Annotated in this window: 16 protein-coding genes and 2 riboswitches; of the genes, 1 reads left to right on the forward strand and 15 read right to left on the reverse strand. The window is 45.1% G+C overall.

All coding sequences use genetic code 11. The features are described 5' to 3' along the window. Positions 1-164 precede the first annotated feature (164 nt). From ETP43_RS13675 to ETP43_RS13685, 3 genes are all read right to left on the reverse strand, one after another. The gene (locus ETP43_RS13675; protein ID WP_129258671.1) at positions 165-1,505 is read right to left on the reverse strand and encodes a C40 family peptidase; all 1,341 of its coding nucleotides are present in this window, start codon (positions 1,503-1,505) and stop codon (positions 165-167) included. A 218-nt stretch (positions 1,506-1,723) separates the two neighbouring features. Continuing rightward, a complete protein-coding gene (locus tag ETP43_RS13680) occupies positions 1,724-3,817 on the reverse strand; it encodes an N-acetylmuramoyl-L-alanine amidase family protein (RefSeq protein ID WP_129258673.1) in 2,094 nt (697 codons plus the stop codon). 10 nt (positions 3,818-3,827) lie between these two features. Beyond that, positions 3,828-4,043 carry a hypothetical protein gene (locus ETP43_RS13685; protein ID WP_330546542.1) on the reverse strand — a complete coding sequence of 72 codons (216 nt, stop codon included), beginning with the start codon at positions 4,041-4,043 and terminating at the stop codon, positions 3,828-3,830. A gap of 258 nt (positions 4,044-4,301) precedes the next feature. Continuing rightward, positions 4,302-4,382: riboswitch (ZMP/ZTP riboswitch) on the forward strand. Between the two features lie 162 nt (positions 4,383-4,544). On the opposite strand from ETP43_RS13685, the gene ETP43_RS13690 reads away from it, so the two are divergent. Continuing rightward, the gene (locus ETP43_RS13690; RefSeq protein WP_129258675.1) at positions 4,545-6,230 is read left to right on the forward strand and encodes a formate--tetrahydrofolate ligase; all 1,686 of its coding nucleotides are present in this window, start codon (positions 4,545-4,547) and stop codon (positions 6,228-6,230) included. A gap of 302 nt (positions 6,231-6,532) precedes the next feature. Here the strand turns inward: ETP43_RS13690 and ETP43_RS13695 are convergent, their stop codons facing one another. The 12 genes from ETP43_RS13695 to ETP43_RS13750 form a co-directional block, all read right to left on the reverse strand. Further along, positions 6,533-7,519: an ABC transporter ATP-binding protein gene (locus ETP43_RS13695; protein ID WP_129258677.1), complete on the reverse strand. Its 987-nt coding sequence runs from the start codon at positions 7,517-7,519 to the stop codon at positions 6,533-6,535. Beyond that, entirely contained in the window at positions 7,512-8,492 is a 981-nt protein-coding gene (locus ETP43_RS13700) for an ABC transporter ATP-binding protein (protein WP_022172705.1), read from the reverse strand. Before ETP43_RS13700 ends, ETP43_RS13695 begins: the two co-directional genes overlap by 8 nt. Positions 8,493-8,497: 5 nt before the next feature. Next, entirely contained in the window at positions 8,498-9,334 is an 837-nt protein-coding gene (locus ETP43_RS13705; protein ID WP_022172706.1) for an ABC transporter permease, read from the reverse strand. An 18-nt stretch (positions 9,335-9,352) separates the two neighbouring features. Then, positions 9,353-10,351: an ABC transporter permease gene (locus tag ETP43_RS13710; RefSeq protein WP_117525012.1), complete on the reverse strand. Its 999-nt coding sequence runs from the start codon at positions 10,349-10,351 to the stop codon at positions 9,353-9,355. Between the two features lie 149 nt (positions 10,352-10,500). Beyond that, complete coding sequence (locus ETP43_RS13715; protein WP_129258679.1) at positions 10,501-12,498, reverse strand: ABC transporter substrate-binding protein; 1,998 nt, start codon at positions 12,496-12,498, stop codon at positions 10,501-10,503. Positions 12,499-12,945: 447 nt separating this feature from the next. Continuing rightward, positions 12,946-14,298: an alanine/glycine:cation symporter family protein gene (locus ETP43_RS13720; RefSeq protein WP_129258681.1), complete on the reverse strand. Its 1,353-nt coding sequence runs from the start codon at positions 14,296-14,298 to the stop codon at positions 12,946-12,948. A 250-nt stretch (positions 14,299-14,548) separates the two neighbouring features. Beyond that, a riboswitch (glycine riboswitch) is annotated at positions 14,549-14,643 on the reverse strand. Between the two features lie 205 nt (positions 14,644-14,848). After that, the gene (gene galT / locus ETP43_RS13725; RefSeq protein ID WP_117525015.1) at positions 14,849-16,369 is read right to left on the reverse strand and encodes a UDP-glucose--hexose-1-phosphate uridylyltransferase; all 1,521 of its coding nucleotides are present in this window, start codon (positions 16,367-16,369) and stop codon (positions 14,849-14,851) included. After that, a complete protein-coding gene (locus tag ETP43_RS13730) occupies positions 16,366-18,405 on the reverse strand; it encodes a beta-galactosidase (RefSeq protein WP_129258683.1) in 2,040 nt (679 codons plus the stop codon). Before ETP43_RS13730 ends, galT begins: the two co-directional genes overlap by 4 nt. Positions 18,406-18,740: 335 nt before the next feature. Further along, a complete protein-coding gene (locus ETP43_RS13735) occupies positions 18,741-21,779 on the reverse strand; it encodes a glycoside hydrolase family 2 TIM barrel-domain containing protein (RefSeq protein WP_129258685.1) in 3,039 nt (1,012 codons plus the stop codon). 121 nt (positions 21,780-21,900) lie between these two features. Then, positions 21,901-22,707 carry a carbohydrate ABC transporter permease gene (locus tag ETP43_RS13740; RefSeq protein WP_243114298.1) on the reverse strand — a complete coding sequence of 269 codons (807 nt, stop codon included), beginning with the start codon at positions 22,705-22,707 and terminating at the stop codon, positions 21,901-21,903. Then, complete coding sequence (locus ETP43_RS13745) at positions 22,707-23,594, reverse strand: carbohydrate ABC transporter permease (protein ID WP_022398438.1); 888 nt, start codon at positions 23,592-23,594, stop codon at positions 22,707-22,709. Before ETP43_RS13745 ends, ETP43_RS13740 begins: the two co-directional genes overlap by 1 nt. Before the next feature lie 121 nt (positions 23,595-23,715). Further along, a complete protein-coding gene (locus ETP43_RS13750) occupies positions 23,716-25,089 on the reverse strand; it encodes an ABC transporter substrate-binding protein (RefSeq protein ID WP_129258688.1) in 1,374 nt (457 codons plus the stop codon). Positions 25,090-25,173 lie beyond the last annotated feature (84 nt).

Below are 25,173 nucleotides of genomic sequence, written 5' to 3' on the forward strand. Positions count from 1 at the left end.
CTTTTGCTCACTGCTCATGATCGCGGCAGTCGCCAAGGTCTCGTGCAAGCACGGACTTTGGCTCATTGTTCGCGTAAAAAAGAGCCATACCTTTTCAGATATGGCTCCGTAACTTTACTATGTAATTCTAACGCAAGCTTAACTTTTGCAGCTGCCGATGTAAATTACAGTACACGACGAACTGCAACAATCGGTCTGTATGCTGCGTTTCCGCTGATCTTGATACCGTCTCTTGCGTTACTTGCATGTACGATCTGTCCACCGCCCATGTAGATTGCCACATGTCCTGCGTAGCAGATGATGTCACCAGGCATTGCCTCAGAGTAGGAAACGCCACGACCACAACCTGCCATTGCAGCGGAAGAATGTGGAAGGGATACACCAAATTTTGCGTATACACTCATAATAAATCCGGAACAGTCAGCTCCGTTTGTCAGGCTTGTACCACCCCATACATACGGGTTACCAACGAACTGGCATGCGTAATTGACAACAGACTGTCCGGTCGGGTTGTAGGATACGTTGGAACTTGAGCTGCTGGAACTCCCTGAACTGCTACCGGATGAGCTTCCATTTCCCTTGGATGTTGAGCTGGAACTGTTTCCTGTTGTTTTATTGGAACTTGTTGTTGTACTCGTTGTAGAAGGTTTCTTGCTTGCTGCTTCTGCTGCCTTTTTGTTTGCCTCTTCCTGCGCTTTCTTGGCAGCTTCTTCAGCGGCTGCCTTCTTAGCTGCTTCCTCAGCTGCTTTTCTTGCTGCCTCTTCAGCGGCTTTCTTCTCTTCTTCCTCGATCTTCTGGATCTCTGCATTCTGCTGACGGATCAGTTCGGTATACTGAGCTGCCTGATCCTGCGCCTGTGCAATCTGTGCATCATAATCACTGGAAGTTGCTTTTTTCTGTTCCAGCTGTTCCTGCATGCTTGCCTGGCGGTTCTGGTACTCCTGATTCATCTCTTCCAGTTCTGCTTTTTCGCTGTCTAACTGATTTCCAAGATCTGTTACCTGCTGTACCGTCTCTTTGTATTCCTCCAGGCTGTTTCTGTCACTGTCGTACATCTGCTGTACATACTCTGCCTGATTCAGAAGGCTGGTAAAATCTGTTGCCTGGGACAGCATCTGTGCCCACGCATCGTCTCCGCCTTTTTCGTACAGATACTGGATTCTCTTTTTCATGGCTTCATACTGTTTCTGTTTATTTGCCTCTGCCACTTCCAGATCCGCTTTTGTCTGTTCGATCTGTGCTTCTTTATCGGATAATTCTCCATCCAGAATCTCAATCTCTACCATAATATTAACCAGATCAGAATCCAGCTGATTGATTTCAGCGGAAAGTGTCTGTTTCTGGTTTTCCAGACTGTCAATCTTTGACTCCTGTGCCGCAAGCTGACTCTGTGCTGCTGCCTTATCCTGTTTCAGCTGCTCTTTTCTGGTTGCAGCTCCAACAGGAGCAACCTGTGAAACTGTCAGCAGTAATCCTAATGTTAAACAAAGGAATCTTTTCTTCATACAATTCTCCTTTTTACTGTTTTGTATTATGTGTATACAAATCTGTAATATTTCCGAAACATTCTCTTTACATTCCTTAATATACTACCACAAAATGGTTTCTGACGCAAGTACCTATTCGAAAGTGCTCCCAAAACGTGGATCCTGACCCGTTTTTTCGCGTAAATTAGAAAAAAACACCATCCTGTCAAAGATGATGTTTTTTTTCTTTCGTTTTTCTATTTTGGTCCAATGATCTTTGCCAGTACCTGTTCTGCCGACAGGTTCCGCAGTCCGTCCGGATCCGTCAGTTTGTTGGAATACCACTGGAACCGCTTCACATTGTTGAGATATGCACTTGATGCGATACACAGGTTGAATTTGTTCGCCGCATCTGAAAAATATTTTTTCATATACGCCTGTGCCAGCTGTACCGCCTCACTGTTGTTACTTCCTGATGGCGTTACTGTACCGCTGATCTGAATCACCGGAGGTGTCGCATGCACAATCACCACGCTTCCATCTGAGCACATACCGATAACCATCCATACATGACCATCGATAGCTACCACATCGCCTGGTGTAAAGGTTCCACCAGACACTGTTTTATAAGTTCCCAATCCTTTTTCTGCCAGGTGACTTGGGAATTTGGTAGATGTCGTCACATATGCAGACTGATTTGCCTTTGTATTATATGTATTGTAGATTGTCCATCCGATAAATCCGGAGCAATCCAGTCCGTTTCCATAGGAATATCTGTATTTTGAAAAATCATAGTTACTTCCATGCCGATCATAGAATTTCTTCCACTGCGGGTTCACACCGATTCGCAGGGAATCACCGCCAATATACAGGTCATGACCACCGCCCCATACATATAAGGTGTTACCAACCGGCAGCATCGCTGTCCTCAGCAGTCTTGTCAGACTTCCGAGCGGTCCGCTTACGATCTGTGCCACACCGTCCGCATCAATCTCAATGCCATCGATCTTTGTACTTGCAGCCATGACTCCGCTGTCATAAAAATAATACCGCTTATCTGCGATATCCTGCCAGCCGGTTACCATCGCTCCGTTACTGCCAACGTAGTACCAGTTGTTGTTCAGCTTCAGCCAGTTCGTTGCCATGGCTCCGCTTCCGGTCATATAATACCAGTGATTTCCGATATAATGCCAACCGGTTACCATAACTCCTGCACCGTCCAGATAGTACCAGGTACCTCCGATGTTCTGCCAGCCAATTGCCATGGATCCGTTACCCGGTTTCAGATAATACCAGTGCGTATCCTGCTGCATCCAGCCTTCCGCCATGATACCGTTATCATTCAGATAATACCAGGCATTATTGACCTTTGTCCAGCCTTTCTGACGCTGTCCGTTGGTTACATCCAGATAGTACCAGGTGCTTCCGATCTTCTTCCAGCCCTGTGCACGGGTGCCGCTTCCCGGATTCAGGTAGTACCACGCACCGTCAATCTTCTGCCAGTTTTCCAGCATGACGCCGCTGTCCGGTTTCAGATAGTACCATTCATTCTTAATCTGCGTCCAGCCTTCTGCCATCTCGCCGCTTCCCGGATCCAGATAATACCAGAAACCGCCGATCACGTTCCATCCGGTTACCAGTTCACCGCTTCCCGGGTTCAGATAATACCAGCTGTCATTGATCTTTTTCCAGCCACGCTGCATATTTCCCACTTTCGGATCCAGATAGTACCAGTTGCCGGAAGTCTCCAACCAGCCAACTGCCATCCAGCCGTTCGCATCAAAGTAATACCAGCTGCCGCCGAAGTTTTTCCAGCCACCTTTCGCATAGCTGCCATCCGCCTCCCGGAACTTCCAGCGTTTGCCAAACTGTAACCATTCCGCCTTGTCCGACTCAGTATCCTCATCTTTTGTCTTATCCTCAATCCAGACACCATTCTCATCTACATAATATTTGTCGTTATCCACCCAGCCGTTTTTCTGTAATACACCGGACGGATTGAAATAATAGTATTTTCCTTCCAGTTTCACCCAGCCGACTACCATGGCTCCGCTCGGTCTCAGATAATATGTTTCCTCATTAATTTCTTTCCAGCCGGTCACCATCCAGCCGTCTTCACCAAAATAGTACCAGGTGCTGTAGAGGTATTTCCATGTGTTTTTCGGATAGCTTCCATCCGTATTCACATACTTCCATTTTTCTCCAGTCTGGACCCACCCTGTTTTGACTGCCCGTGTACTGATCTGCTGCTGACTGTTCTGCGCCGCATAACTTTGCAGAGGCATCAGCAATGCAAAAAAGAAAAGCAACAATGCAAGGTATGTTTGTGTTTTTCTGTTTCTTACCAACATGTTTTCCCTTCTACTCCTCCCTATACTCCTGTTCCATCTGCCGGATCTGCTTTGCAATCTCGCAGCTTGCTTTGTGAATACATTTTCGGTATCTGCAATCCACCTCGGTCAGTTCCAGACGGTCACCCTTCTGTTCAAATTCACAGGTCACCATCTGCGCCTGATTACAGGTTCTGCAAAATCCGGAAAAGATCTCCTCCCTGATCATCTGTTCCATCTTTCTCACCGGCTTTCTTCCTATTTTATTGGTTTTCTGTTCCCTTTTCTTTTTGCAGACTCATTCCATGATAATGAATTCTGCCTTTCCAGTATAACTTTCTCTCCCGTAAATATCAAGTAAAAATCTTTCTTACGCAGCAAATCAGCACATGCTCCACTGTAGCGCGAAGCTTCTCGTGAAATCCGCCAAAAGAATGGGATTTTTTCTTTGTAATTCTTGACTTTTTTGCTAATTTATGCTATTCTTTAAAAGAAGTCTGAAAAAGAAGATTCTGGCGACTGACGGATATGTGGAGGAACCACTGGAAACCAGAATCCATATTGGCCGACCGTCTGGGCAGCAATGTAGAACGAAATACATTTGCTGCGTTTTTTATTTTTCAGGATCATTCACCGAAGTACACACTGGGTGATTCCGGAAGCTTTCGAAAAGCACATGAGATACGTTCGCTGAATTTGTCCTGTTTCGCGGGGGACGACGTCCGGTCAGAAGAAAGGAGAAATCACTATGGGATACAAAACAGACATTGAAATCGCACAGGAATGCGAAATGAAACCGATCACCGAGATCGCAGCAAAAGCAGGTATTGATGACAAATATCTGGAACAGTACGGAAAGTACAAAGCAAAGATCGACTACAATCTGCTGAAAGAATCTGACAAAAAAGATGGTAAACTGATTCTGGTTACCGCTATCAACCCGACACCGGCCGGTGAAGGAAAGACTACAACAACTGTAGGCCTGGCAGACGGTATGCAGAGAATGGGTAAGAACGTTATGGTTGCTTTAAGAGAGCCATCCTTAGGACCGGTTTTCGGTGTAAAAGGTGGAGCAGCCGGCGGCGGATATGCACAGGTAGTTCCGATGGAAGATATCAACCTGCACTTTACCGGTGACTTCCATGCCATCGGTGCAGCCAACAACCTGCTGGCCGCTATGATCGATAACCATATCTTCCAGGGCAATGCTCTGAACATCGACCCGAGAAAGATCACATGGAAACGCTGTGTTGACATGAACGACCGTCAGCTGCGTAATGTAGTAGACGGACTTGGCGGAAAAACCAACGGTATGCCGAGAGAAGACGGCTACGATATCACAGTAGCATCTGAGATCATGGCAGTTCTGTGTCTGGCAAGCGATATCAACGACCTGAAGGAACGTCTGGGACGTATCATCATTGGATATACATACGGTAAAGTGGCAGAACAGAAGCCGGTAACCGCACACGACCTGCATGCAGAAGGTGCCATGACCGCTCTGTTGAAAGATGCCCTGAAACCAAACTTGGTACAGACACTGGAAGGTGTACCGGCTATCGTACACGGCGGACCATTCGCCAACATCGCACACGGATGTAACTCCGTAACCGCAACCAAGATGGCTCTGAAACTGGCTGACTATGCAATCACAGAAGCCGGATTCGGTGCAGACCTGGGCGCTGAGAAGTTCCTGGATATCAAGTGCCGTATGGCAGGACTGAAACCGGATGCAGTAGTTATCGTAGCAACTGTACGTGCCCTGAAATACAACGGCGGTGTTCCGAAAGCCGAGCTGAACGCAGAAAACCTGGAAGCTCTGGAAAAAGGTATGCCAAACCTGTTAAAACATGTAAGCAACATCAAGAATGTATACAAACTGCCATGCGTAGTTGCCATCAATGCATTCCCGACCGATACCAAAGCAGAGCTGGATCTGGTTGAAGAAAAATGTAAAGAGCTGGGCGTTAACGTTGCTCTGTCTGAAGTATGGGCAAAAGGTGGCGAAGGCGGCCTGAAACTGGCAGAAGAAGTGATCCGTCTGGTAGAAGAACCAAACGACTTCACATACTCCTACGAACTGGAAGGTTCCATCGAAGACAAACTGAACCAGATTGTACAGAAAGTATACGGTGGAAAACGTGTCGTTCTGACAGCCAACGCTCAGAAACAGGCAAAACAGTTAGAGGCACTTGGCTTCGGCAACTGCCCGATCTGTGTAGCCAAGACACAGTACAGCCTGACCGATGATCAGACAAAACTGGGCGCACCGACAGACTTTGAAGTAACTGTAAGAAACCTGAAAGTTTCCGCAGGTGCCGGCTTCATCGTAGCTCTGACCGGCGAGATCATGACCATGCCTGGACTGCCGAAAGTACCGGCTGCTGAGAAGATCGATGTAGACGAGACCGGAAAGATCACAGGTCTGTTCTAATCTTCGGAATATTCGAACTCTTTGAAATAATCTGAAAGCACAAAACTCCCGGGGATTCCCCAAACATCGGAATCCTCGGGAGTTTTTATTATCAATTTCCTAGAACGTGTCTGAAAAAGGCTTTTCCATGATTAATTGTTGCTAAAACTAAAACAGCCCTAAACAAAGAATGTGCCTTGGTGCATCCTCGCGGAGCGTTTTTTACTTTACAGGAAAGATTTCCCACAAAGCAAAAGGCTGCCGCCCCCGGAACTCTCACAAGTTCCGAAGGCGGCAGCCTTTTTATGTTTTACAAGCTTATCTTATGCTTCCTTTGTCTGCTGGCACAGAGGGTGACAGCAAAGTACCATACGGCCATTGCCCATATCTGTTGCATCCGGGCGTTTCTGACGACATTCATCGGTTGCGTACGGACAACGAGGAGCGAACTTACAGTATTCCACTGCATATTCTTTTCCTTCCATATCCGGCATGGCAATCTCTTTCTCCCATTTGTCTCCGACACGAGGTACGGAACTCATCAGAAGTTCGGTGTAAGGATGTGCCGGATTGTCCATGATCTGTTTTGCCGGTCCGTATTCGATCAGGCAGCCACGATACAGGGTTGCGATATAATCGGATACATAATATGCAGTCGACAGGTCATGAGTAATATAAATAAATGAGATTTTATATTTGTCACGCAGCTCTTTAAAGAGGTTTACGATGTTCATCTTCATAGATGCATCGATTGCCGCAACAGGCTCATCTGCGATGATCAGTTTCGGACGGGTAATCAGGGCTCTCGCGATGGATACACGCTGCAGCTCTCCACCTGAGAACTGAGTCGCATATTTTCCTTTTACGACTGCCAGAGACATACCAACACTCTTTAATGCTTCATCAACAACTTTATCTGCTTCTGCTCTGTTCTTTGCGATGCCAAGACGAAGAGCAGTGTTATACAGGTAAGTATCTACGGTCTTTCTTGCGGAGAAAGATTCGTATGGATTCTGAAAGATCGGCTGTACATCCAGTTTGAACTGTTTTGGATCATAGCTTTTTTTATCTGCATAAGATTTTCCATCCAGAACGATGTCACCCATATCCGGGTTATGAAGACGAAGAATCATCTTACATAAAGTAGATTTACCGCAACCGGACTCTCCTACGATAGACAGGATTACCGGTTTATCATCATCGATAGATAAAGAAACATTATCTACAGCCACCAGCTTTTTACCACGCAGCATACCACCTACACGGAAAATCTTGCTGACGCCTTTTACTTCCAATAATTTATCAGCCATTCGTCTTCACCTCCTCTTCTAATAAGTGACACGCAGCGAAACGACCCGGTCTTATTTCCCGGAATTTCGGGACTTCACTGCGGCACCGATCCGTAGCATGCGGACAACGAGGTGCAAAACGACATCCTGGCGGCGGATTCTTCAGTGCCGGCGGACGTCCTGCGATACCAACTCGCTGTACATCCTCACCTACACGCGGAAGAGCATCTACCAACATCTTTGTATATGGATGGATCGGATCATTGAAGATATCTTCTGTCTTACCGAGCTCTGCAATACTACCGGAATACATGATCGCCATACGGTCTGTGATCTGATAATGAACACCCATATCATGACTTACAATGATCATTGTATTCTTTAACTGTTTCTGCAGACGCATCAGCATCATAAGAATACCCTTCTGTACAACTACGTCCAGAGCGGTTGTCGGCTCATCGGCCAGAACAACACCCGGAGACATAAAGGTTGCCAGTGCAATGATCGCACGCTGTCTCATACCACCGGACAGCTGGAATGGAAATGACTCCAGAACATCCGGGGAAAGATTCAGTTCTTTCAGATAATCAGCAACTCTTGCCAGAGTTTCCTCCGGTTTTTCATTCTTTTTCTGGTCCTTTGGAATAGAATCCAGAAACTGTGTTTTCAGACGAACGATCGGGTTCAGAACACTCTGTGCAGCCTGTGGCACATATGCGATATTGTTCCACCAGGTGTCACGAATCTTTCCAGATTCGAATGAATATTTCTTTCCGTCTTTTTCACCTTCCAGAACAACACGCCCCTGATCGATCACCAACGGATAGTCAACAATATCATAAAGAGTGTTCAGCAGGGTGGTTTTACCACATCCGGACTCGCCTGCGATGCCGAAGATCTCATTGTCTTTAATCTCAAAGTTAATGTCCTTGAGTACGTGTACATCACCGTCTATTGTCTTATAAGACGTTGACAAATTCTCGATTTTCAGCATACCTATCACCTGCCTCTCTTCTTAGCCTGATAATCGTTGTAACCTGTAATCAACATGAACAGGCCAACAAATAAGATAACGGTTGCAACAATCGGAGAACCGATCCAGAGCCATCTCTTAGCAAGGACTGCATTGTATCCTCTTGCCCACTGAATCATGTTACCAAGAGAAACCAGGTTTCCCGGTGACAGACCCAGAACGGCCAAACTGGATTCTGAACCAATTGCACTCAGTGTTGCATTCATAAAGTTGGAAAGTGACCAGGACAGTGCGAACGGGAGAATCTCCGTTACAACGATCTGTAAGGTACTTTCACCGGAGAAACGTGCTGTGTGAATAAAGTCACGCTCCTTGATTGTCAGAGCCATGGAACGGATCTGACGGCTTGGCCATGCCCAGGCGAACATCGCAAGAACAAGTGCCATAACAATTACAGTAGAGCTTCCTTTCATCAGGGAAGTCATCATGATCAGAATCGGCAGAGACGGGATTACTACGAAAGTATCCGTGATAATCATCAGCACTCTGTCCAATGCGCCGCCTGCAAAACCTGCAAGCAGACCAACCAGAACACCCACAACAGTACCAATAGTAGCTACGATCAGACCAATCATCAGAGAATTGTGAATGGCTTCAATCAGCAGCCATACAATATCCTGTCCCATACTGGTGGTTCCAAGCCAATGTTCAGCAGAAACTCCCAGATTATTCGGGTATGTATTATAGGTAAACGGATTTGTATGTGGGATAAAATATACTACGAATCCAATAATCAGGAAAAAGCAAGTAGAAATCAAGCCTGCTTTTAAACGAAAATTGGCTGTTTTCCAAAATTTCTTCATGTCTGTCCCTCCCTCTTATCAGCCGTACCGGATTCGCGGATCGATGAACGGATAGATCAGGTCCACAATTAAAGTTGCTGAAGCAATCGCTACGATGGAAATTGTAATACAACCAAGGATCATATTATAATCCGACTGCAGGATCGCGGCCTGAATCAGAGAACCAACTCCAGGGTATCCGAAAATAATCTCGGTCATGATGGAACCACCGAAGACACCACCAAGGCTCATTGCCAGTGCTGTGATCTGGGTCAGAATGGAGTTACGCATTACATAGTTCTTGCCAATGGTGAACTCGGAAAGTCCACGGAAACGGGCATAACGTACATAATCTTCTTCTGCTGTGGTACTCGCCAGAGATTTCATGGAGATGATCCACCATCCGGTACCAAGTAACAGCAGTGAGATTCCCGGAAGGATAGAAGCCTTGACCACAGAAGCGATCCAAGGACCAAATCCACCTTTAGTATTGATAACTGCCTGCAACGGGAACCATTTTAATATAAATGCAAATACAATCTGTAAGATCAACGCTACCAGGAAGTAAGGAATCGGGTAGATAAAAATTGCAATTGCTTCCAGAATCTTGGATGAAGTTTTATTTTTCCGAAATCCTGCCAGAAGACCGATCAGGTTACCTACGATCCACGCAATAAACGTGGATGTCAGACAGAGCATCAACGTATATGGCAGATATCGTCCAATGATCTTTCCTACCGGTTCCGGATAACTCATCAGTGACGGACCAAAGTCAAAATGCAGCAGACCATGCCACAGGAAATATCCATACTGTTGCAGCAGCGAGCCATCAAGTCCAAACTGCACACGCAGGCTGCTACGGAGGGCATCCATCTCAGCTGGATCCATGTTACCGGAACGTGACTGAATCTGTGCGATCATGTTTTCAACAGGATCTGACGGAAACATACGTGGAATGAAGAAGATAAAGGTAACACCGATCAGGATAGTCAGCGCCCAGGCAAGCACTCGCTGCAGAAAGAATTTTTTAAATTTCATACACAGCACTCCTTTACTACTATTTCTACACAAAAGGGACGGCTCGTAAGTTTTTCTTACAACTCCGTCCCTTCTGATATTTCAGCAAATAACTCTGTCAGTTTTTGCTGTTTTCATCATTTTATTACTGTTCCTAAAGACTTAAAGGATTAAGCCTGTGTAGGAGTGATGTTTGGAAGCATGTATTTGAAGCAGCTCCACCACCACCATGGACCATTGTACGGGTTGTCCGCATTCGGATAACCTTCCCAGTAAGTTGAGTTGGTCGGAACGAATTTTGTACCAGAGAGGAAGTTGATTTCCGGCATATCTGTTACACATTCCTTAAGGAATTCAGTATGCAGTTCGTAAGATCTATCACTTTCCGGATCAGTATTAGCAAGTTCATGAAGTATCTCTGTAACTTTTTCGTTATTCCAACGAAGTCCCTGACCTGAACCGGTTTCGCCTACAGGTTTGATCAGATCACCGTCAAATCCGCTGATTGCAGAGTAGAAGTCTTTCAGGATACCGCCGGATGGCCAGTAACCAGCAATCTGGAAGTTACCCTGTCCGCCATCTACATCCCATGTTGCAGAAGATTTAGAAGCAATTGTACACTGGAAACCGAATTTTGTCAGCTGGTTGTAAGCTGCCTGTACACCACGTGCTTCCTGGAACTCAGTATCTGCCAGATAGCTCATCTCAAAGGTGAAAGGTTTGCCTTCATAATTCCATACACCGTTTACTTTTTCCAGACCGGCTTTTTCAAGCAGTTTTGTAGCTGCTTCTTCATCATGTTTCCACCAGCCTGCACCAAACATGGTAATCAGTTCTTCATCTGTTCCTTCGATGCCCAGAGAATCAGCCATACGTTTTGCATAACCGGTATCATAAGGTTTGAAGGTTGTTCCATCGCCAAGATCCAGTTCGAAGTTTTCCAGCCAATCCTGCATTGGGATTGTGTAGGTTTCCTGCAGGAACTGTGTATTGTTCATTAACGGGATCGGAGCCGCACGTCCTGCTCCAGAGAACGTGTTCATGGAAATCTCATCAATATTAAGTGCTAAACAGATACCCCAGCGGAAGTCTGGATTGTCAAACGGTGCGCCCTGACCGTGTGAGAATGTAAGTCCTTTTGCACCCGGATCGTCTGGGTTTGCATATGGGAAATCGTTGTACCAGCAGTTGATATTGTCGTTAGAAGCTTTCATGGTTTCAAACTCTTCCAGTGTTACTTCACACAGCAGGTCAACTTCGTTGTTGATCATAGCCATCTGTTTTGTGGTAGAGTCTGCGAATGTACGGAACCATACGTATTTCGGAGGTGTAGCTCCTTCTGCGTAGTCATACTGAGTGGATCCTGCAACACCAAGTGTGCTGTCCTGCCAGTCATCACGCAGTTCATACAGTACCCAGTCACCCAGTGAATCGTAATCTTTTACGGTATACGGGCCTGCTACTACAGGATCTTCATCCTTGAATGTAGTAACGTCGGACTGTTTTGAATAAATATGTTCCGGAACGATACGGTAATCAGTTCCCCATACAGTGATACCATATCTCTGTACGAAACGCGGGAATGGTTCTTTCATCTTAAACAGAACTGTGTAATCATCTACTTTTTCTACGGAATCAATGTACAGGTTTGTTGCTGCACTGGCACCGATTTCGTCATTTTCTTTAATCATATTGAAAGTGAAGACAACGTCATCCGCTGTTACATCTTCACCATCGGACCATTTGATACCCTGACGAACTTTTACTGTCCACTCGGTAAAATCATCATTGGACTCAGGCATGCCATCAGCAATCTCGCCCCACTGTTCACCCTTTGCGGTATCCATTTCCCACAGATGAGCACTCATCAGCTGATGAATACCGAATCCCATCTGGGTACCTTTCATGTAGCTGTTGAACTGACCAGGTACATCTGTTGGGGACTGACACTCAACGATCAGTGTCTCGGAACGAGGAGTTCCTACTTCTGTAGTAATACCTTCAGATGCTGCTGTTCCGCTTCCGCCTGAACCGTCATCTGTAGAAGTTGTTCCACTGGAATCCTTAGATCCGCCGGAACTGGAATCACTTCCGCCACCGCCACAGCCGGCTAACATACCAACTGCAAGCGTAGCTGCTGTTAAAACTGCAACTATTTTTCTTTTCATCTCTTTCCCTCCCTTTAGGTCTTGAAAATAACTCAGACAACATCATATTCGTCAATCTTCCGTTGTCTCTATATAAATTTTCCTTCTGCCCATACTACTTTTTTCAGAAAAACTCTGCTGGCGCCTACCGTATGAACACGAACGAAAATCTACATTCCTTCACAATTTTTCTTAATATTGTGTTTCGTCATAATAACTACGGAATCTTTTGTTTCGCTCACGACATTATATAGTTTGTCACCCCACTATCGTGAACATTTCGCACAATACTCTTCACTTTTCCTTGTTGTTTCTGGTGATTTTGACATATTGTTTAAATGTTGTTTCGTCATGTTTATATATTATACCATTGTTTTATAAAAATCAAGTGCAATTTAACCAATTTCAAAAAAATCCGCTTTGGTTTCTTTCCCCAAAGCGGCTTTTTCTGTTTTTGTCTATATTCCATTATTTTTCTTTGCTTTTTTCGCTCTTTTTCGTCAATTTGCGAACAATCGCCAGGCATCCAAGAAGTGCAATCAGGTTTGGAAGTACCATTAAACCATTGAACATATCTGCCATATCCCATACCAGATCTACTTTCAATGTGGATCCGATGATTACGCAGATCACAACGATCACTGCATAAACTTTTACTGCACCATTTCCGAACAAATGCCGAACATTCACTTCACCGAAATAATACCATCCAACAATTGTAGTAAAGGCAAAGAACAGCATACACAATGCAATAAAGATATTTCCAAAGTTACCGAATCCTACGTTGAATGCACTCTGTGCCAGTTCAGAACCTGTCTGTCCGTTACCAAGTACTCCGGTGGACAGGATAACCAGAGCTGTCAGTGTCAGAATAATAAATGTATCGATAAATACACCCATCATTGCGATGATTCCCTGATCACACGGATCCTTAACCTCCGCTGTTGCATGTGCATGTGGTGTGGAACCCATACCTGCTTCGTTGGAGAAAAGTCCTCTCGCAACACCGAAACGCATCGCTTTCTGAACCGTTACACCAAGTGCACCGCCTGCGATTGCCTGTGGTGCAAAAGCACCCACAAAAATATCTTTGAATGCAGTTCCAACCCCCGGAAGATGCATCACCAGGATCACAAGGCATCCGATGATGTATAACAGCGCCATGATCGGAACGATTTTTTCTGTGAAGCTTGCGATTCTCTTGATACCGCCAATGAAGATGATGCCGGCAATCACTGCCACACAGATTCCCACTGCCAGTTTCGGTACATGGAATGCATTGTTAAATGCTGCACCGATAGAGTTGGACTGTACCATATTTCCCATAAATCCCAGGGCCAGAATGATAGCTACAGAAAAGAAACCTGCCAGGAATTTTCCAAATCTGCCCTTGAATACGTATTTTATATAATATACCGGGCCTCCTACATAGTGTCCGTTTTCCAGTTTTCTTGTATGCTGTGCCATAACAGCTTCCGCATAGATGGTAGCCATTCCGAAGAATGCACTGACCCACATCCAGAAGATGGAACCCGGCCCTCCGGATGCAATCGCTGTTGCTGCTCCGGCGATATTACCGGTTCCTACCTGGGCGGCAATCGCTGTTGTCAGAGCCTGAAAAGAACTGAGACCATTTTCTCCTTTTCCTCCATGCAGCGAAAAATTACCAAACAATGCTTTCATTCCGGCACCAAACTTTCGTACCTGAATAAATTTCAGGCTGAACGAGTAAATGATACCGGCTCCCAGAAGCAGGATCAGCAATGCATAATCCCACAGAAACGTATTGACACACTCAACTACTTTTGCAACAAATTCCATGTTTTTTCTTCTCCCTCACTTTTTCTTACATTTCAAGCCAATACCGGAGAATGTGTCGGGCACATCCACGCGGAGCGTTTTTTACTCTGCCGGAAAGCAATTTCCGCTAAAGCAAAAAGGTCCCGGGGAATCCCCGGGACCTGATACTTCCATAACTGTTCTGCGCCTTTGCAGGTTCTGTTCAGAATTGTTATTCATTATCCACTCGAAATACAAAAAACTACTGCAACATGTCGCTTTTCTCTTTTGTATCTTTCACACTGTCCTTTTGCCTGAGAGATTCACAGATCACAGATCTGCTTTCACCTTCGGCACCCATCTTTGGGATTCTCCAGAGGGCCATCCGGTTACAGTCCCGTCCGTTTTTCACGGACACCTGAGAGTATTATTCCTTCGGCGGGCTTTCGCCTGCTTTCCTGCAACCTTCTATTGGCTCGATATGTAGTTTCGTTAATGCTTTTATTATAAAGAGCCGAATTGCTGTTGTCAACCCGGCTCTTTATTTTTATAACACTTTACCAAAGTATTATATAAAAATCGTTATTTTCTTTTACAGACTGTCAATAAATCTCATGAATGCAGTTCTGCCTTCTTCTGTGCATTTGTACACTCCTGCATGCTCCAGCACCTTCTTGAATACAATGCCGATCTCTTTTTTCAGAATCTCTTCCACATTTTCTGCTGTGAAAGTATATTTTTCTTTCAGTTCATCTACCCAGTCGGCATGTTTTTCCAGAACTTCATCTTTTCTCAGATCTTCGCCTGCCACAATGGCTTTGCACAGACCTTCAAGTTCACCTTTCAGACGTGCCGGAAGCACTGCCAGACCCATAACTTCGATCAGACCGATGTTTTCTTTCTTGATATGGTGCAGTTCCGCATGCGGATGATAAACACCCAGCGGATGTTCTTCGGTCGTAATATTATTCCTCAAAACCAGATCCATCTCATACATATCACCACGTTTTCTTGCGATCGGGGTGATGGTATTGTGTGGTTCTCCGTCGGTTTCCGCGAAGATAAATGCTGCCTCGTCAGTGTATCCTCTCCACTTTAACAGGATCTTGTCTGCCAGTTCGATCAGACGCTCCGTGTCCGGACCGCTTATACGGATGACGGACATCGGCCATTTTACGATGCCTGCTTTGACATCTTCGAATCCCGGGATCACTACTTCTTTTTCCACCGGTGCTTTCGCCATGGCAAATTCATAATGTCCACCCTGGAAATGATCGTGACTCAGGATCGATCCTCCTACGATCGGCAGATCCGCATTGGATCCTACAAAGTAGTGCGGGAACTGTTTTACAAAGTCAAACAATTTTGCGAAGGTTGCACGTTCGATCTTCATCGGTACATGCTGAGAATTGAATACGATACAATGCTCGTTATAATATACATAAGGAGAATACTGGAATCCCCACTCACTGTTGTTGATGGTTACCGGTATGATTCTGTGGTTCTGTCTTGCCGGATGGTTCAGTCGTCCTGCGTAGCCTTCGTTTTCCATGCAAAGCAGACATTTTGGATATGATGTCTGTTTTGCCAGCTTTGCTGCTGCGATGGCTTTCGGATCTTTTTCCGGTTTGGACAGATTGATGGTAATATCCAGATCACCGTACTCGGTCGGTGCTACCCATTTCATGTCTTTTGCGATACGGTAACGACGGATATAATCGGTATCCTGACTGAATTTGTAATGTGCATCGGTAGCCTTTACCGGATCTTCTTTATACAATTCCCAGAAGCGACGGATCACATTGCTTGGACGGTCTACCAAAAGACTCATAACTTTTGTGTCAAACAGGTCGCGATAACCTACACTGTTTTCTTCCATCAGACCATGTTCATATGCATAGTCACAGATATCTCCCAGAATGCTTTCCAGTTCACCTACCACACTCTGATCTGCTCCGTCAGACTCCAGAATCTGTTTTACATATTCTTCGTCGATCGCATCCATCTGCAGTAATTCCAGAATTTTATTCGTAGTATAACGCTTGTCTTCCTTTTCTACCAGACCGGTTGCCAGTCCATACTGTACCAGTTTTACAATACTCTCTTGAATCATTCCTTTTCTCCTGCCTTTCCTTTTAATACCACGGTGCCGAACCGACCTATAGTGCCATCATACTCTCCCAGCCATACCGGATACCGTTCTGTAGGCAGCTTGACTTCTACCGGCTGACGGTTAAAGTTCTGTACAAATACATAATCTGTATCCTGATTTCGGCGCACGCTCACTTCCACGCCTTCCGGGATGTGGGCAACTACACGTTTTACACCTGCTTCTTTTGCAATTTTACGATAAACTTCATCATAAAATCCCTGTTCAAAGTCTGCGCAGACATGGTATGCTTTTCCTTTTCCGAAACGGTTCACGGTAAGTGCAGGCATACCAGCATAAAAGTCGGTTTCATAGGTCATCAGAGGCTGTGCAGCAGAGACCTTAACCAGTTCGCAAAGATGGTTACAGGTATAGGTTTTTGTCAGACACAGCTCATTTCCTTTCACCGGTACTCCTCTATTATATTCCCCATCGTACAAGCCGTCAATCTCAGTACTGCGAAGTCCCATCACATCCATCAGTCCATGGGGAGTTCCCTCCAGGAAACACAGATCGGTACTGTCCACGATACCCGACCAGTAGGTCAGGATAAATGTTCCGCCATTTTCCACATACTTACGAATCTTCTCTTCGAATCCTGCCCGGAGCATATAAAGCATAGGTGCTGCTACCACTTTATAACCATCCAGGTCCTGTTCCATATCGATCATATCCACGTTCAGCCCCTGTTTGCGGAATGCATAATAGGATTTTTCTACGGTTTCCTTGTAGAACAGTCCTTTATTTCTCGGACCCTGGGCATCTTCCATCGCCCAGCGGTTCTCCCAGTCATATACCACAGCCACCTGTGCGGGATTCTTCGCTCCGGTAACTTCCTGAAGTTTCTCCAGGCTTTCACCCACTTCTGTAACTTCTCTGAATACTCTGGTGTCATCTTTGCCATAATGATCGATCACTGCACCATGGAATTTTTCAGAGGAACCCTGGCTCTGGCGAAGCTGGAAATACAGAATGCTGTCGGATCCGTGGGCAACAGCCTGCATGGAAGCTGCATGGAGCATTCCCGGTTTCTTTAATTTGCTTACGGACTGCCAGTTGGTCGCCGATGGGCAGTTCTCCATCAGCAAAAATGGTTTTTTCTGAATGCTTCGCATAATATCATGCTGCATACCATTATCCATAGCTGTCAGGTATTCTTCTTTCTTATGCCACTGTGGATAATTATCCCAGGATACAAAATCCACCACATCTGCAAATTTGTGGTAGTTTAATCCCTGGAAATTGTACATCATATTGATAGTCGTCGGTTTGTCGGATCCTGCATCCCGAATCGCCCGGATCTCCCATTTTACAAAATCTACCGTCTGATCGGTCACAAACCGTTTCCAGTCCAGGTTCAGACCGTGAAGAGAGCTGTCTCCCCTCGGGGAAGGACTGTCTACCTGATCAAAATCATGATACCGGTGACTCCAGAATGTGGTTGCCCATGCCCGGTTCATCTTATCTACTGTCTGATATTTGTCTTTCAGCCAGTTTTTAAAGGCCGCCTGACACAACGGACAATGACACTCTCCTCCATATTCATTGGAAATATGCCAGGCGATCACACCCGGATGATCTTTGAATTTTTCTGCCAGTTTTGTATTCATAATTCTTGTCTTTTCTCTGTATACCGGAGATGTATAACAGTGGTTATGTCTTTCTCCGTACAGATTTCTGTGACGGCTGGCATCTACACGAAGTACCTCAGGATACTTCTGTGCCATCCATCTTGGTCTTGCTCCGGTCGGGGTGGCAAGAATTGTAGAAATACCATTTTCATACAGACGGTCAATGATCTTTTCCATCCATTCAAAATGGAACTCTCCCTCTACCGGTTCCAGTACTGCCCAGGAAAATATACCCAGGGACACTTCATTGATTTTCGCTTTTTTAAAATATTCGATGTCTTTTTCCAGAATCTCCGGGCTGTGAAGCCACTGTTCCGGATTGTAATCTCCACCGTGGAGCATTTTTCCAAAATTTACTTCTCTTGCCATATGTTCTTCTCCTGCATTACCGGAAAAGCCTTTCTCCCTTCACTTCAAGGAGAAAGGCTTTTCCTTTCGTAACTGTTCAGTGCCTTCACAGTTACGAGCAAAAATGCATTTGAACGATAAAAACACGCTTTGCGAGTTTTTATCGTTATCGCGGCACTCCTCAAGGTTCCGTGCAAGCACGGACTTTGACTCGTTGCTCGCGTAAATCACCTTCGGTGATGACATTTTTGCTTGTGTGTCTCGAGATTTTGACATATTCATGTCAAAACATCTCGCGGGATAGTGGCTACTGAAAAGTTACTTCCTTTCATTTAATTATTTATTTGTAATTTTCATCAGATTCCTTTGAATGTGAATGTAAATTCCATCTTTTCATCGGTTTTGATCAGATATTCCGGAAGTGGTTTTGCACCCCAGCTGTCATCTCCGGCAATACCCATCTGCTGTTTGGATACACGTACTACCGTGTAGTGTACCTGCGGCAGCTCAAATGGATGCATCGCATTTTCCATCTCGTGTGGTGTATATGGCAGTGCGGAGAATTCCATAGCATCACCGGTAAACAGCATTCCTCTGCCCTTACGGTCTGTTACAGATGCCCAACGTACGCCAACCTTGTTTCCGCATTCCTGCGGAACCATGTATTTTGCCATATTATCTTCCACTTTGTTCCTGTAGATACCCAGTTTTGCGCCTTCGCATCTGTCCACATAGGTTTCTTCCGGTCCCATGCCGTACCAGGTTACATTGTCGTAATCTGCATCGAACTTGAACATAACACCGAATTCCGGCATATCGCCCAGACCCTCTACCGGATCATAAGTCAGTGTGGTGCGGATGCTTCCGTCTCCATATACCTGATAGCTCAGTTTGCACTCGGTTGCCGGAGTCGTTGGCATTGCATAAGTAAATGTAATCTTTGCACTGTCATCCAGAACTTCGATCTCAGGGATATGCATTCCCGGATAATGTCCTCCGGTTGGATATTTGTGAGACAGATACATGGATGCCAGTTTCCACTGTCCGCAGCGCATCTGCATCAGGCTTCCGTTATCGTTGTCAACCGGTGCACGCCAGAAGTTTGGTCTTGGGATCATCTGGATCATCTCCACTCCACCGTAACGGTAAGATGCAAGACCACCGTTCAGATAAGAGAAGAGCACATCGAAATTCTCCCCGCGAACGCCAAAGTCATGACCGGATCTGATCACTTCAAATCTTGCAGGTTTCACAGCTTTCGCAGGTGCTTCTACTTTATAGACACCCTGTCCGAAAGCCACTTCATGACCACGTTTTGCCCATACCGTATCTTCTTTCAGACGGAAGGATACAGTAACTGCGTATTCACCCGGCAGAGTCTGTACCGGGATCGGCAGACTTACGGTCTCTTCACTCAAAGGAGCTACATGAGTTTCCATCGGAACTTCTTTTACTTCTTTTCCGTCTTTTGCAAGTACTACGAAGCAGTCAAAGCTATCTGTGTTGATAAACAGGTTCTTGTTGACGATGGTTACCTGGTCTTTTTCCACTTTGGCAGAAATGTTCTGATAATTAAATTTCACATCCTGCATCTTCGGAGATGCGTCTCTTTCTCCGCCGTATGCGATACCGTTTCCGCTGAAGTTGTAGTCACATGGCCGATCATTGAAGTCACCGCCGTATGCCTGAAATTCTTTTCCGTAACGGTCTTTTTTGTAGATGGACTGATCGATGTAATCCCAGATAAATCCACCCTGGTAGGACGGCTCGGTATCCGTCAGATCTGTATATTTGTGCATGCCTCCGCAGGAGTTACCCATTGCATGAGTGTATTCGCAGCAGATAAATGGTTTGCTTCTGTCTTTTTCCAGGAATTCTTTGATGGCTTCTACAGACGGATACATCTGGCTTTCCATATCACTGGTATCGTTGTATCTTCTATCGTGGTAGACACCTTCATAATGTACCAGGCGGTTCGGATCCATCTTGCGGTACAGCTGTGACATCTCGTAGATTACTTTTCCGCCAAATGCCTCATTACCGCAGGACCAGATCAGTATCGCCGGATGGTTCTTATCTCTCTGATACATGGAATTGACACGATCCAGCATCATATCCATCCATTCCGGACGGTCACATGGTACGACTTTGCTGAAGTCACCGGTCTGTTCTGCACTGATGTCCCAGCTTCCGTGGCTCTCCAGATTACACTCTGCGATCATGTAGATACCATATTCGTCACACAGTTCATAGATGCCGACCGCATCCGGATAATGGCAGGTACGGATCGCATTGATATTGTTCTGTTTCATGGTCACCAGATCTTTGATCAATTCTTCTCTGGATACCACACGACCGGATACAGAACTGAATTCGTGACGGTTAACACCTTTGAAGACGATTCTCTTACCATTCAGCATCATGATAGAATCTTTCATCTCAAAACGACGGAAGCCCACTCTCTGAGGGATCACTTCTGTCACCTGTCCGTTCTCATCCATCATTTCCAGTAACAGATCATATAATACAGGAGATTCTGCAGACCACAGTTCAGGATTCTCCACTTTCATCACATACTGAGACTCCTCTGCCAGTGTCTCTTCTACACTCTGCAGTTTTTTTCCATCTTTGGATAAGGTGATTTTTACTTTTCCGGCCTTGGTAGCTTTGGTATCGATCACCAGATCCGCTTTGGTGAAGGTATCGTCCAGAAGTGTCTGGATCTTCACATCAGATACATGGACTTCCGGGATCGCATACAGATAGACATCACGGTAGATACCTGAGAAACGGAAGAAATCCTGGTCCTCACACCAGCTGCTGCTGGTCCATTTGAAGACCTGAGCCGCCAGTTTGTTTTCTCCTTCTTTCAGATAAGGAGTCAGTTCGAATTCGGACGGTGTAAAGGTATCTTCACTGTATCCTACAAAGTTACCGTTCAGCCATACAGCGATACCACTTTCTGCACCCTGGAAAGAGATAAATACTTTTTTGCCTTCCATCTCTTCCGGAACTTCAAAATATTTCACATAAGAAGCAACCGGATTGAATCTCTCCGGAATCTGACCCGGTTCTACTTCTTCTCTTCCTTCCCACGGGTACTGTACATTTGCATACTGCGGTACATCATATCCCTCCATCTGAATATGAGCCGGTACACGGATATCATCCCATGATTTGCAACAATATTCTGTTTTCTCAAATCCCGGGATCGTAGAGTTGTAATTTTTTGCGTAATGGAATTTCCACAGTCCATTCAGGCTGTGACGGAAGTTATCCACATCCTGTTCCATCGCTTCCACAGAAGCGTAATATTTGTGGTCTGAATGAGCAGCCACACGGTTGTCGTTAAAATACGTAGGATCTTTTACTAAATCGTAATTGAAAGTACCCATTCTGTTTTTTCCTCCTATTTTTCAATTCTTGCTAAAAAACAGGCGGATATTCATATACTATAAATATCCGCCTTAATTTACTTATACATAACCATTCAACATATGCACAGCTACTTTTTTATTATTTAACAGCACCTGTGATACCTTCTGTAAAGCTCTTCTGGAAAGCAAAGAAGATAATTGCTGTCGGGATTGTACAGATAAATACACCTAACATCAGCATACCATAATCTACGGTGTAGCCACTTAACAGGTTAGAAACCAGCATCGGCATGGTGATCGCATCTTTATTCTGCAGAATTACCTTTGGCCACAGATAGTTATTCCATGCACCCATGAATGTGATGATGATAGCTGCAGCGTATGTAGATTTCATAGTAGGAATGAACATACGGAAGAAGATACCAACTTCACTCAGACCATCGATTCTTGCTGCCTCAATGATATCATGAGGGAAAGATCTGGATGCCTGACGGAACATCATGATCATAAACGGAGTTGCAATGGATGGAAGCATGAATGCACCCATGGTATTTACCATTTTCAAAGTAGAGAACATACGGAACATCGGAATCATGATGGCTGCAAAAGGAATCATCATAGCAGTCAGCAGGATGGTAAATACAACGTCTTTTCCTTTATCGTGATAGATCTCAAAGCCATAACCGGCGATGGAACAAATCAGCAGACACAGGACAGTCAGAACCGTTGCATTTCGGAAGGAATTCCACAGGGCCAGTCCCAAATTCTGGTTCGCGATCAGTGCTTTGTAGTTTTCAATCAGATACGTTCCCGGAATCAGTTTACCTGCAATAACGTCAACGCTCTTGTTTGTAGATGCACAGAACATATAGTACAGTGGAAACACAGAAACAATTGACGCGATTGACAGTATAAGATACATGAAGAATTTTTTACCTTTACCCATTATCGTTCGTCACCTACTTTCATCTGAAGTATTGCCAGAATAGCAACCATGATCAGGATCAGGATAGACATCGCCGCAGCATAACCGAAGTTCGGGCTCTGCTTAAAGGAGATGTTGTAAATATAATGAGACATTGTCATAGTAGATTTACCAGGACCACCATTTGTCAGGTTCAGGGACTCATCAAACAGCTGCAGGGTACCATTCGTAGATGTAATGGCTGTCAGCAGGATGGTCGGTTTCAGAAGTGGTACAGTAATCTTGAAGAATGACTGCATCGGACTTGCGCCATCGATCTTCGCTGCTTCGTATACAGAATATTCGATATTCTGCAGACCGGACAAATAGAATACCATGTTGTATCCTGTCCATCTCCACACCAGAGCGATGATGATAACGGCACGGGCTGTCCATGCATTACCAAACCACATGATCGGTGACATACCCAAATTACGCAGAACCATGTTAATGAAACCATCATTTGCAAACAGAGAACGGAAGATCATAGCGTAAGAAACCAGAGATGTCGCACATGGTAAGAAAATACATGTACGGAACAGGCCCTTAAACCTCAGATCCTTGTTGTTCAGCATAGATGCAAACATCAGCGCCAGCACCAGCATAATCGGCACCTGAACGATCAGGTATAAGAATGTGTTAAATAATGTCTGTTTAAACGTTGGGTCTTTTAAAATACGTGCATAGTTTGCAAAGCCATTAAAGCTCAGGTTTACACCCATGCCCGTCTGTAATGACAGGATGAACGCCCGAATCATCGGATAAAAACTCATCCAGCCAATCAACAGGGTTGCAGGAAGTAAGAATGCCCAACCGGTCAGGTTGTGTTTCTTTGCCAGTGTCAATCCTTTTTTCTTCTGATTGCTCATGAAATCCATCCTTCCTTTCTTTTGGAGATTTCTTAGAAAGAGAGGGTCTGCTCCGCTTTTTTCGAAGCAGACCCTCTTCTTATTTATTTTTCACTTCTTGGTTTTTAACTGTTCAGCTGAATCAGCCACCCATATTAAATTCTACAGTATCCTGTGCGGTTGCGATTTCATCGTCCATATCTGCACCACTCTGGATGATATTGGACAGTGCAACACCTACAGCATCACGAGCATCATAGTAGAATGGACCAGTGATATTGGAAGGAGTCTTTGTAGCAAAATCTACGATCTTAGCATAAACCGCTTCATTGCTGAAGAATTCTACAGGCTGAGCATATACATCTGTATCGCCAGCTGGTGCCCATGTTGCCAGAGCTCCTTTGGAGATGATGTCATCGTACAGATCTGTGCTTCCAGCAAATGTGGATTTCATAAAGTCAATTGCAAGATCCTGTTTCTGGCAGTTAGAGCTGATTACCCATGAAGAACCACCGTTATTGGAGTAGTTAGTAGCTCCGTCAACGCCATCCAGTTTCGGCATATTTGTGATTGCCCACTGTCCGGACTGCTCATCGTTAGCTACGATAGAAGCCATGATCCAGCATCCGTTGATAACACCAGCTACTGTGCCGTTGTTGATAGATGCAATGTACTGATCCCAGTCAGTAACTTCTACTATTGTTCCGTCTGCAACCATCTGCTGATAGATCTCCAGGATTGGTTTCAGAGCTTTGTTGTCTTTGATGTTAACGGATCCGTCTTCGTTGAACAGAGACTGTCCACAGGACTGCAGCATCTCCATTACCAGGTCAGGTGAGCCAGCCTGAGATGTCAGGATCGGCTGTCCGGTTTTCTCTTTTACAACTTTTGCTTTTTCCATGAAATCAGACCATGTAATGTCTGTGAAATCATCAATTGTGTATCCTGCCTGTTCCAGCATATCGGTACGCAGGCACTCGATAACAGCACCGTTATCAAACGGGACACCATAGTTCTTACCATCCAGTGTGGAGTAAGCAACTTTCGCCTGTGAGAACTGGCTGAAGTCGATTCCGGAATCTGTCAGGTCTGTGAAGATGTCCGGATAGTTGGTAGCATATTTCTGGAAGGAGTTATCCTGCATCAGGAAAATGTCAGGCAGTGTGCTCAGATCTCCGGCAGAAACAGCTGTTGTCAGTCTTGTTTCGATATCGTCGGATTTGATCTCGCTTACGTCTACTTTGAATCCAGGATGATCTTTTGCATAAATCTCTGCTGCTTTTTCAATTGCATAGATGTTGAAGTTCGGATCCCATGTCCAAACAGTCAGTGTGTTTTCATCATCAGAACTTCCTTCTGTAACGTTTGCATCTTCTGAACCGTCATCTGTTGCTGTGTCGTCTGTTGCTGCGTCGCTTCCTGTGCTTGAGGAATCGCTTGCTCCTGAAGAGCCACAAGCTGTCATTCCGAATACCATTGTGGAAGCTAATACAACTGCTACAATTTTTCTTTTCATAAATGTATATCCTCCTGATATGTATTTGTTCACTCTGCCAAAAACCGGCATCTCTCACTCGCTTTTCCCATTAGTGAATGTGTA

Origin of the sequence: Blautia faecicola (assembly GCF_004123145.1) — a bacterium.
In the GTDB taxonomy this organism is placed as follows: Bacteria; Bacillota; Clostridia; order Lachnospirales; family Lachnospiraceae; genus Oliverpabstia; species Oliverpabstia faecicola.